Origin of the sequence: Frankia sp. R82, assembly GCF_023716925.1 — a bacterium.
Classification (GTDB): domain Bacteria; phylum Actinomycetota; class Actinomycetes; order Frankiales; family Frankiaceae; genus Frankia.
The window spans coordinates 1-10,600 of sequence record NZ_JAMQQG010000349.1 but is presented as its reverse complement, the minus strand read 5'-3'; the positions used below and the strand labels follow the sequence as shown (position 1 = coordinate 10,600).

The window sequence follows — 10,600 nt, the reverse complement described above, 5'->3', positions numbered from 1 at the left end:
GCACTGGCGCTGGCCGCCCGAGCCTTCGGGATGGCGTCCGGGCTGACCCGGGGCGCCGGCGGGCCGGCCAGCTCCAGGATCACCGGGTCGTCGGGCTTGGTCGGCACCGGGCGTGCCTCGACTCCGACCGCCCGCAGCAGCCCGCGCACCTTGCCCCGCTCGGCGGGCAGGGTGACCAGCACGTCGGCGCCGTCGGCGCCGGCCCGCGCGGTACGCCCGCCGCGGTGCTGGTAGGTCTTGGCGTCCTCGGGCGGGCCGAGGTGCACGACGAGCCGGATGCCGTCGACGTGGATGCCGCGGGCGGCGACGTCGGTGGCAACCAGCACCCGGTAGAACCCGTCGGTGAACCCGGCCAGTGCGCGGGTCCGCGCGCCCTGGGGCATGCCCCCGTGCAGCGGCTCGGCCGGGACGCCGGCGCGGCACAGCGACTCGGAGATCCGGTCGGCGTCGCGCTGGGTGCGCACGAACACCAGGGTGCGCCCGGAACCGCCGGCAAGCGCGGTGACCAGCTCGACCTGCGCGGTCCGGTCGGGAGCCTCGAGGGCGTGCCGGACGAGCGTGGTGACCTGCGAGGTCTCCGAGTCGATCGCGACGAGCACCGGGTCGGGCAGGTAGTCGCGCACGAGCACCTCGACCTCACGGTCGAGGGTCGCGGAGAACAGCAGCCGCTGCCCGCCACCGGGGGTGGCGTCCAGCAGTGCCCGCACCGCGGGCAGGAAGCCGAGGTCGCACATGAAGTCGGCCTCGTCGAGCACGGTCATCTCGATCTCGCCGAGCTCGCAGGCACCCCGCTCGACGAGGTCGGTCAGCCGCCCCGGGGTGGCCACGACCAGGTGGACCCCGCGGCGAAGCACCGACATCTGCCGACTGATGGACGTCCCGCCGTAGACGGGGGCCATCCGCAGGTTCAGGGCCCGGGTCAGCGGCTCGAGGGCGTCGTTGACCTGCTGGGCGAGCTCGCGGGTGGGCACCAGCACCAGGGCGCGGGGCCGGCGCGGGGTCGCCGGGCCGCCTTCGGCCAGGCGGCCGAGGATTGGCAGGCCGAAGGCGAGGGTCTTGCCGGAGCCGGTGCGGGCCCGGCCGAGAACGTTCTCCCCGGCGAGCACATCCGGCAGAGTCGCCGCCTGCACCGGGAACGGCGCGGCGATGTTGCGCTCGGCCAGGGCCCTGATCAGCCGCTTGGGCAGACCGGCGGCCTCGAAGGTCTCCGCCGGGGGACGGGGGTCACGGGTGGTCAGGGCAGGAGCGGCCGGACGCGCCGGACCGCCGAAGCGGGTGCCGCCGTACCGGGGTCCGCGGCCGGAACCGCGACCGGCACCGCCGGTTGTACCGCGGCCCCGGGGCGGGCGCGGCTGGCGGTGGGCAGCAAGCGACTGGGAGTTTCCATGCTGAGACAGAGGGATCCGCCGATCAGGTCAGGGCCACCATGAGATCAGTAGGACACGTGCGAAGGTCCGCACAAGCCCGTTGTATCGTCCGGCGGCCGGGGTACGGCCGGCTCCGCGACCGGACCCAACGGCGGGAAATCCCCGCTATGGCGCTCGCACCGACCTCGCACACCCGACCATGTAGCCGGGCGCGGACAGCCGCTCAGGCCGTCATCGTGTTTCACGGTACCTCGGCGATCCGATGTGCGGGGCCCGTCGGCAGGGTGCAACGATTCGGTGCATCCCCGTGAGTGGTGGTCCGCCCGGTCACGGTGCGCCAGTTCGACCGTGCACGACGGGGCGATCCTTCGGTCGGCCCCGATCGGCGGAGCCCGGTCCGGCCTCGGCTCGAACGACGCTGCCGGACGGGTCGTAGACGCTGGCTGGGCTGGTACTACGGACCGCAAAGGCCAGCAGGACACCGATTCCGACGCAGGCGGCGTACGGGCCGATGGCCGGTGCACCGGCCGCGTGCACCGCGGCCAGCCCGAGGACGACCACCCCGACAACGACGGTGCGGGTCGGCCAGGACGCGACCAGGGTCACGTCCGGGCGCATCGGCCTGAGCCCGGCGCCGAAGGTCCCGCCGGGACCGGGGCGCAGCAGGCAGGACAGCACCAACGGGGCGCCGAGCAGGGCGGCCACGACCAGGTCCGCTCCGGTGGTGCGGTGCGGGGTGACGAGCAGCCACGATCCGGTCGCGAACAGAGCGATCGGCCCGGGGGCGACGGGCCGACGGTCCCGGGCGCCGCGGTGCCGCGGAGGCGGCGCCCCGGCGGGTCCGCTGAGCGCCAGCAGCGGCGCGACCAGCAGCAACAGGTAGTGGCACCACACGACGGGCGACGCGAGCAGCGCCGCGACGACCCCGCCGGTGTAGGCGAGCCGCTCGTCGTGGCCGCGCCGCGCCGCCCACCAACAGCCGGCCAGCACCGCCAGCGCCGCCCCCCGGGCCAACGTCGCGGCGGTCGTGGTCGCCAGCCCCACCCCGTTCAGCAGCCCGGTCAGACTGATTCCCGCCTGTGCCTCCGCGCGGCCGAGCTGGTCCAGCAACGCGAAGTAGTCGGTCAGGTCGAGGGGACTCGTCAGCGCGCTGACGCCGACCAGCGTGGCGAGCACCACCCCGGCCACCCCGGCCGCCCGCCACCGTCGGGCCAGCACCAGCCACACCAGCACCGGGGCCAGGAACACCTTGCTGTAGATGGCGAGGGCGACGACCGTCCCACACGCCAGCGGATGGTCCCGGGTCCGCCAGGCCAGCGCCAGCCCCGCGAACAGCAGGGCGTTGAGGGTGCCCATCTGCAGGCCGATGACCGTCGTGGAGGCGGCCAGCACCAGCGCATGGATCCGCAGATCCCGCACCCCGGAAAGCCGCACCCCGGAAACCCGCGTCCCGGCCAGGACCGCCAGCACGGAGGCGGCCACGAACAGGTCGGCGGCGTGGGAGAGGGCCGACAGCGGGACGAACGGCCAGACGGTGAGATACGGGTAGACGAAGGCGGAACCGGAGGACACCGCGGCGGTTCCCGGCTCGGGGTACGGCGTGTGGCCCGCGCGGACGGCCGCCCCGGCCCGCAGAAACACGTCCACGTCGAAATGCCCGATCCGGCTGATCATTCCCAGCCAGATCAAGAGGATCAGCCCGGCGAGCCCGAGCCCGCCCAGGGTGGCCCGTCCCCATCCCCCGTCCGGGCGGGGCAGCGCGGGGACGGACCACACGGGAGGTCGCCCGGGTAGCCGGATGGGTACCCGGGCCGGGGGGCGGCTCGGGTGGATCGTGGGGCGGGATGTGGCGTGAGTCATGGAGTGCATGGCCCGAACGGACCGGGCCCGCCTGAGCTGTTCGGGTCGGTGCGGGGCGGGCTCGGAGTAGGCCACCCGGCCCGTTGTGAGGGGTCCGACGGCACTGGCGGGTGGGGCCGGACAGCCGTGGTCCCCCGAACCGGAGGGCGCCTCGGAACCGGGGAGCGCCTCGGAACCGGAGGGCGCCTCGGAACCGGGGGACGCCTCGGAAGCGGAGGGCGCCCCAGCGGCGGGAGGAGTGTCGGATGTCACAGCAGCAACTGGGTGAGGGTATGGATCACCAGGCCGACCAGCGCGCCGACGACCGTGCCGTTGATCCGGATGAACTGCAGATCGCGGCCGACGTGCAGCTCGATCCGCCGGGAGGTCTCGGCGGGTTCCCAGCTCGCCACCGTGTCCCCGATGATCGCCGCGATGTCCCCCTTGTACCGGGCGACGGCCCGGGCAGCGAGGTCGGCGGCACCCTGGTCGACGGTGCGGGCCAGCTCGCGGTCGTCCACGAGGCGGGCGCCGAACGCGGCGAGTTCGGTGCGGGCGCGGACCCGGGCGGTGCTGTCCGGATCGGTGACCAGATCCAGCAGGATCGCCCGGGCGGTCGCCCAGATCGTCGCGACGGCCTGGCCGACCTCGGGGCGGGCGAGCCAGCGCTGCTTCATCTGCTCCACCTGCTCACCCAGGCGCGGATCGGTACGCAGCCGGGTGGCCTGATCGGCGAGGAACCGGTCGAGGGTCTGGCGGACCCGGTGCGCCGGATCGGCCCGGATCTGCGCCAGTGCCTCCAACGCCTTGTCGTACGCCTTGGCCGCGACGGCCTCGTCCAGCCACTGCGGGGTCCAGGTCGGGGCCTGGTCCAGGATCAACCGGCTAAAGGTCTCGGGGTTCATCTGCAGCCAGTGTTCGACCTCGGCGAGGATCAGATCGACGAGTCGATCGTGCATCCGGGCGTCCACGACGCGCTGCAGGATCGCGCCGAGGGTGCCCGCCCAGGGCCGTTCTACCAGGCGCGGCACCACGGCCCGGTCCACGATCTCGCGGACCAGGTCGTCGTTCGTTCCGGCGATCACCGTGGACAGCCGCCCGGCGGCCTCGGCGACGACTCGCTCGGCGTGGTCCGGCTGGCGCAGCCAGGCCCCCACCCGGGCGGAGACCCCGATGCCGTCGACCTTGTCGCGCACGATGTCGGGGGCGAGGAAATGGGTGCTGACGAAGGTCTCCAGGCCGCGTCCGAGGGCGTCCTTGCGATGCGGGATGATCGCTGTGTGCGGGATCGGCAGGCCGAGCGGGTGGCGAAACAGCGCGGTCACCGCGAACCAGTCCGCGAGCGCGCCGACGACCCCCGCCTCGGCGGCAGCGGCGACATATCCGGTCCAGCCGGGGCCACCGTGGTTGTGCCAGCCCTGGGCGGCCAGATAGAGGGCGATCACCACGGCGAGCAGACCGGTGGCGATCAGCCGCATCCGGCGCAGCGCCTGGCGCAGTCCGGGCTCGTCCGCCGTCCCGCGGGGAAAAGCGGTCTCCGCCGGGTCGCTCATCCACCACCGCCCCTCGTACCTGGCGCGTGTCGTACCTGGCGCGTGTCGTGTCTGGCATGCGTCCGCGGGGTACCGGGCCGCCCCGGCGCTGATCATCGCATGCTCCGACAGCCTATGCGGTCACGGTCATCGCCCCGACCGTCCCGGTTCTCCTGGCACTTCCGGCTCGCCCGACCGGCCTGGCTTTCCCCGTCCGCCAGACCCGCCCGGCAGCCGGGCCGCGATCGCCGCACGGGTCTGCGCCGACTCGAGCTGGCGGGCGAACTGCACCGCCTCGTCCTCGATGCGCGCCAGCACCTGCGGCCCGGCGGAGTCGTGCAGCAGCGCGCGGGTGGCGGCCAGCGCCTGCGCCGGCTGGGCGAGCAGCGCCGCGATCCGGTCATCGACGCGGGCCCGCAACGCGTCGGCGTCGGGCAGCACCTCGGTGACCAGACCCAGCCGGGACGCCTGCGTCGCGTCGAACGGCTCCCCGAAGTAGAGCAGCCGCGCGGCGGCCGCCGGCCCCACCCGGCGGGGCAGCAGCAGGCTCGAGCCGAACTCCGGCACGACGCCGAGCGGAACGAACGGCAGGGCGAACACACTGCGGGCGCTGGCGTACACCAGGTCGCAGTGCAGCAGAACGGTCGTCCCGATCCCGATCGCCGGGCCGTCGACCTCGGCGACCAGCAGCTTCGTCCCGGTCGCCACGGCGCGCAGGAACGTCATCGTCGGGCCGTCGGTCCGCAGCGCCCCGGCGGCCAGGAAGTCCGCCAGATCGTTTCCCGCGGTGAACGTCCCGCCCTGGCCACCCAGCCGGATGAGGCGGATCGTGTCCTCGCGCTCGGCGCGGGCGAACGCCTCGGCAAGCGCGCCGTACATCTCCTGGGTGATCGCGTTGCGCTTGTCGGGACGGGCGATGCGCAGCGTCAGGACGCCGGCGTCGACGTCCACGTGGATGTGATCGCTCACGAGCTCTCCTCACCATGGCCGGTCGGTCCACCGGTCGGTCACGAGCACCATGCCTCGTCGACGGGCCCGGGCGCAGGACCGGACAGCGTCCCGCCCGGACGGGAGAAGCTGCCGCGCCGAAGGATCCGTCCGAGCGGCTCATCCTGCCAGGATGGGGACCGTGACAGACCCGAGCGAACCCGGCGCCGTGTTCTCCCCGGTGGCGCCGCCTGCGGCCGGGCCGGCCCAGGCCACCCGGCCGATGAGCACCGGGCTCGATTCCCAGCCGCGACCGCGGACGCCGCCCGGGGGTGACCCGGTGCCGACCGCGGTCGGCGAACTGCTCGCGTTGACGGTCGATCCATCGGCCCGCCACGGCCGGTTCGTCGCCGCCCGCCACCTGCGCAACACGCGGGGCACATTGTGGGGCGGCTTCGGCCTGGCCGCCGCGGTCGAGCTGGTGCGCCGTTGCGGCGGGCGGGAGTGCCTGTGGGCCCAGACGCACTTCCTCGGCCCGGTGCAGGCCGGTGAGACCGTGGACCTCACCCTCGAGCCGTACAGCGGGTTGTCCCAGGCCGTGGTGCGCGCCACGGTGAACGACCGGGTCGTGTTCGTCACCACCGGATCGTTCGGACGCCCCAGTGGTGCCGTCACCCGGTTCGCGCCCGCGGCCGACTGGGCCCCGCCGCCGCTGGACTGCCCGCTGCGTACCTTCCCGGACTGGCTGACCTTCGACCGCGGCGGCGTGATGTCGCTGGTCGAGCAGCGGTGGGCCCGTCCGCAGCGCACCACGTTGGACGGCACCCCCGGGCACGGGCGCAGCGCCCTGTGGCTGCGGATGCGCACCCCGGGCCCGTCCGGTCGGGTGCTCGCCGGCGCCGAGCTCACCGCGCCGGTGCTGGCGGTCCTCGGCGACTTCGCCCCGGTCGGGCTGATCGAGGCGCTCGGCGACATCACCTACGGCACGAGCCTGGACAACCAGCTGCGTGTCGTCGCCGCCCCAAGCGGGGAATGGATCCTGCTGGACGTGCGGGTGGAGGCGGTCGTGCGCCATGTCGCGCAGCTGCGGGCCGAGGTGTACGACGCCACCGGCGCGCTGGTGGCCACCGTCGGCCAGTCGACGTTGGTGCACCGGGTGCGCCCCACCCAGCCAACCGCCTGAATCGTCCCGGGCGGATTGAAAGGTCGCCCGGGCGGGTATCGACGGACGACCGGGCGGTCCGTCGGCCCATCGGGGCAGTGTTCCTGGGCCCGGCCGCTCGTGGCCTTGTCACTCGTGGCCTTGTCACTCGTGGACCAGGTGGGGTGCGGGCGAGGCCGTACCCGGGCGACAGCGAACCGTCTCTTCGCAGCGAGCAAAGAGCCCGGGTGGGATGTTCCGGGTGCGTTTCGGTGGCCGGCTGTGTGTCCCGGGACCGGTCGATGGGTTACCGGCAATCCCGGTGTTCGCACGTTGTTGCTGTCGCGTGGAAGTCCGCCGCTTTGTGTGGCGGCCAGCGTGTCAGCTCGGGTCGGCTGGGGTCAGTTACGGCCAGGTCGGGTTCGTTTCAGTGCTCCGACGCTGTCTGCCTGCGGCTACCCCGAATTCATTCAGTGGTCACCGATGTCACATCATCGGCGTGCCGAATAGTCGTCACGGCCTGCAACGCACCATTGCCTTTCTGTCGACAAGGGATGCCCCTAACGAGGGACTCGGAATGCTTCGCTAGAGTTGCCCGAGCCCCGTAAAAAGCACTCCGACGAACGGCTCCGTGCCTGCGAATCCGGCCGCCGATCGCGCCCGTGTGTGGTCCTTCGGGGACATGTCCCACTGAACTCGAACCACTCACCCCCCGCACACGAGGCGCCCACCTGCCGGGTGCCGGACGAGAGGACCGGATGCTCCAGAATTGGCCCATCCGCTCGAAGCTCGTGGTGATTCTCGTCGTCCCCCTGGCCGCGTTGGCGGTACTGAGCGTGATACAGGTGCGGGGGAACGTCGACAACGTCCGGGCCGCGAACCGAACGAAGGCACTCGCCGCCTTTGCGATCAAAGCAAACAGCCTGGTAGCGGCGCTGCAGGTCGAACGTTTCGCCACTAACTCCTTTGTTGGTTCGTCCTACCTCGCCGCCCCCCAGGGGGAGGCGGCGACCACCGCCCGCGGCCCGGTCGACCAGGCGCTGGAGACCTATCGCACCGGCGAGACGGACCTGCCGGCAGGTGCCCGGGACACCCTGGCGAGCACGCTTGACTCGATTTCCGCCCGCCTGGGCCGACTGCCCGCCCAGCGCAAGGCGATCGACACCCACCAGGCCCAGGTGGACCAGAACAACGACTACTACAACGAGCTCGTGCGGGACCTGCTCTCGCTCAACGGCCGTGTCGCCGCGGGCAGCCACGACGCTCGACTGGTCAACGGCGCCACCACCCTGGTCGCCATCTCGCAGGCCAAGGAGCAGGCCGCCCAGCAGCGTGGTGCCGTCGCCCGTGTGATCATTCTCGGGCAGACCGACGCCACGACGCTGCAGCTGATCCAGTCCTCGGCCGGCTCCGAGGACGCGTGGCTGCAGCAGTTCCGCACCACGGCGACGCCCGAGGAACAGGCCTTCTACAACGTCACGGTCGGGCGCACGATCGCGGCGGCCACCGCCATGCGGGACGAGACGGTCGCCACGGTGCAGCGCCAGCAGCCGGTGACCATCACCCAGGGAACCTGGCTCGGTACGGTCGGCAAGAAGATTGACGCCATGCACCAGGTCGAAACGCGTATTGCCACCGACCTGGGTGGCACCAGCCGCCAGCTGTCCCGCTCGGCGACGCAGGGCGCACTGTTCGGCGGAACCGCCGTGCTGGTGATCCTCATTGTGTCCGTCGTGATTTCGTTGCTCGTCGCGAGCCCGATGATCCGTCACCTTCGCCGACTGCGCCAGGGCGCTCTCGAGGTCGCCAACGAGCGACTGCCGGGGGTCGTGGACCGCCTTCACCGAGGCGAGCAGGTCGATATGGACGCAGAAGTTTTCCCGGTCGGTGTGCACAGCACGGATGAGATCGGCCAGCTGGCCGATGCCTTCTCCACCGTGCATGCCGTCGCCGTGCGCACGGCGGTGGAACAGGCCGCGATGCGCAAGAGCATCGGGGATACGTTCCTCAACCTTGCCCGTCGAAGCCAGGCCCTGATCCACCGTCAGCTGAAGATCATTGACGCCATGGAGCGCAAGGAGACCGACCCCGACGAGCTCGAGGAGCTGTTCCGCCTCGACCATCTCGCCACCCGTATGCGCCGCCACGCCGAGGACCTCATCGTTCTGTCCGGTTCCAAACCGGCCCGTGGCTGGCGTCGTCCGGTTGCCATCAAGGACGTGGTGCGCGGCGCGGTCGCCGAGGTTGAGGACTACACCCGGGTTCGGGTGATGCCGATCGACGGCGGCGCCATCAGTGGCCATGCCGTGGGTGACATCATTCACATGCTCGCCGAACTCATTGAAAATGCCACCTCCTTCTCTCCGCCGCACACCCCGGTTCAGGTCAGCGGACACGAGGTGTCCAACGGCTTCGTCATCGAGGTCGAGGACCGCGGTCTTGGGATGAGCCCGGAGGAGTTTCACACGCTCAACGACCGCCTGGCCAACCCGCCGCCGTTCGACCTGTCGACCAGCGAGCGGCTCGGTCTGTTCGTGGTCGGCCGGCTGGCCGACCGGCACAGCGTCTCGGTGCGGCTGCGGCCCTCGCCGTACGGCGGGACGATGTCGATCGTCCTGGTGCCCACCAGCCTGCTGCGGCAGGTGGAGGACCCGGAGGACAGCCGGGCGGCGGGCGGCGGCGCCACGGTCCGGGCGCTGCCCGCCCCGGCCGTGCCCGCGCTGGACGGTTCGGCCCTGGACGAGGACGGCTTTCCCGGTCCGACCCGCTCCGCTCGCCCGACCCGTGGCGCGGGTGGTCTGCGCGACGCCCGGGGCCGGTCGGCGACGGCGCGCGACCTCGACCGCCCCCTGCGCGGGATAGACGCCGACCAGCGCGATCCGGAGTCGGCTGATCCGGAGTCGCGTGATCCGGAGCCGCATGGCGCCGAGGTACGTGGGGTCGAGGTACGTGGCGCCGAGGTACGTGGGGTCGATACGGCCGAATCCGACGGCTCCGACGTCGGTGGCCCTGACGCCGATGGGCCGGCTGACGGCCTCGACCCGAGCCACCCGTTCGACACGTCGGCGCATTCCAGTGGCCCCACGCTCGCCCCGACCGGGCCGTTCATGGCGTCACCCCGGCAGAGCCAGCCGCAGAAGCGTCAGGATCCCCCCGCGGGCTCCCCGCTCGGCGCGCCCGATCCCGAATCGGGCTGGCCGACCGGCCACCGGGCGCTCGGTGGCGACCCGACCGGCGAGGCGGACCCGTCGGCGGCGACCCGTGGATCGGACGAGACGCTGCTGGACGACCTGCCGGTGTTCGCCACCGTCCGGTCGAGCTGGTTCGTCTCCGAGCGTGCCGGCGATCAGCCCACCGAGGAGCGGCCGTTCAACCCCGCCGATCCCCTCGGTGAGCTCGACGAGCCCCGGTCCGCGCCCGCGTCCGGTCAGCCGGGTGCCTCAGGCGGGTTCCCGGCGGAGCCCGGCGTCGCTGGCTCCGGGCCGGAGTTTCCCGCCCTGCCCAGCCGGCGGGCCCGCAGCGGCGGCCGGGGCGGGTTCGCGCCCGACGGTCTGTCCGGCACCGGCCGCGATCCGGGAGCCCCGAGTGGACCGGGCGGGCTGGGTGCTCCCGGCGGTCACGGTGTGCTGAGCGGTTCAGGTGGGCCTGGTGGGCCTGATGGTTCACGCGGCTACGGCGGGCCGGGGGAGTCCGGTGACCCGCTGGGGTACCCGGGTGGCCCGGGCGCGTCCCCGTGGGCAGGCGCCGGCGGCGAGCCGCGCGGTCGCGGCCCGGCGGGTCGCCGAGACCCGCTC

General features: G+C 72.8%; 6 protein-coding genes. 2 read left to right on the top strand and 4 right to left on the bottom strand.

Going from position 1 to position 10,600, the window contains the following annotated elements:
• From ND747_RS28225 to ND747_RS28210, 4 genes are all read right to left on the bottom strand, one after another.
• Window positions 1-1,130 (bottom strand): DEAD/DEAH box helicase (locus tag ND747_RS28225; protein ID WP_251737299.1); only part of this gene is annotated, 1,130 nt, incomplete at its 3' end.
• A gap of 564 nt (window positions 1,131-1,694) precedes the next feature.
• Window positions 1,695-3,143 carry a glycosyltransferase family 87 protein gene (locus ND747_RS28220; protein WP_251737298.1) on the bottom strand — a complete coding sequence of 483 codons (1,449 nt, stop codon included), beginning with the start codon at window positions 3,141-3,143 and terminating at the stop codon, window positions 1,695-1,697.
• Window positions 3,144-3,475: 332 nt separating this feature from the next.
• Entirely contained in the window at window positions 3,476-4,759 is a 1,284-nt protein-coding gene (locus ND747_RS28215) for a DUF445 domain-containing protein (protein ID WP_251737297.1), read from the bottom strand.
• A 126-nt stretch (window positions 4,760-4,885) separates the two neighbouring features.
• Window positions 4,886-5,707, bottom strand: coding sequence for an enoyl-CoA hydratase-related protein (locus tag ND747_RS28210; RefSeq protein ID WP_251737296.1), 822 nt, complete (start codon window positions 5,705-5,707; stop codon window positions 4,886-4,888).
• Window positions 5,708-5,867: 160 nt separating this feature from the next.
• Here ND747_RS28210 and ND747_RS28205 point away from each other — a divergent pair, with 160 nt between their 5' ends.
• Both ND747_RS28205 and ND747_RS28200 read left to right on the top strand, forming a co-directional pair.
• Window positions 5,868-6,848: an acyl-CoA thioesterase domain-containing protein gene (locus tag ND747_RS28205; protein ID WP_251737295.1), complete on the top strand. Its 981-nt coding sequence runs from the start codon at window positions 5,868-5,870 to the stop codon at window positions 6,846-6,848.
• 716 nt (window positions 6,849-7,564) lie between these two features.
• The coding region (locus ND747_RS28200; protein WP_251737294.1) for a nitrate- and nitrite sensing domain-containing protein at window positions 7,565-10,600 on the top strand (3,036 nt) is incomplete at its 3' end.

Excerpts from the sequence above, each read along its gene's own strand:
- ND747_RS28215 (WP_251737297.1), bottom strand. The coding sequence starts at position 4,759 with ATGAGCGACCCGGCGGAGACCGCTTTTCCCCGCGGGACGGCGGACGAG.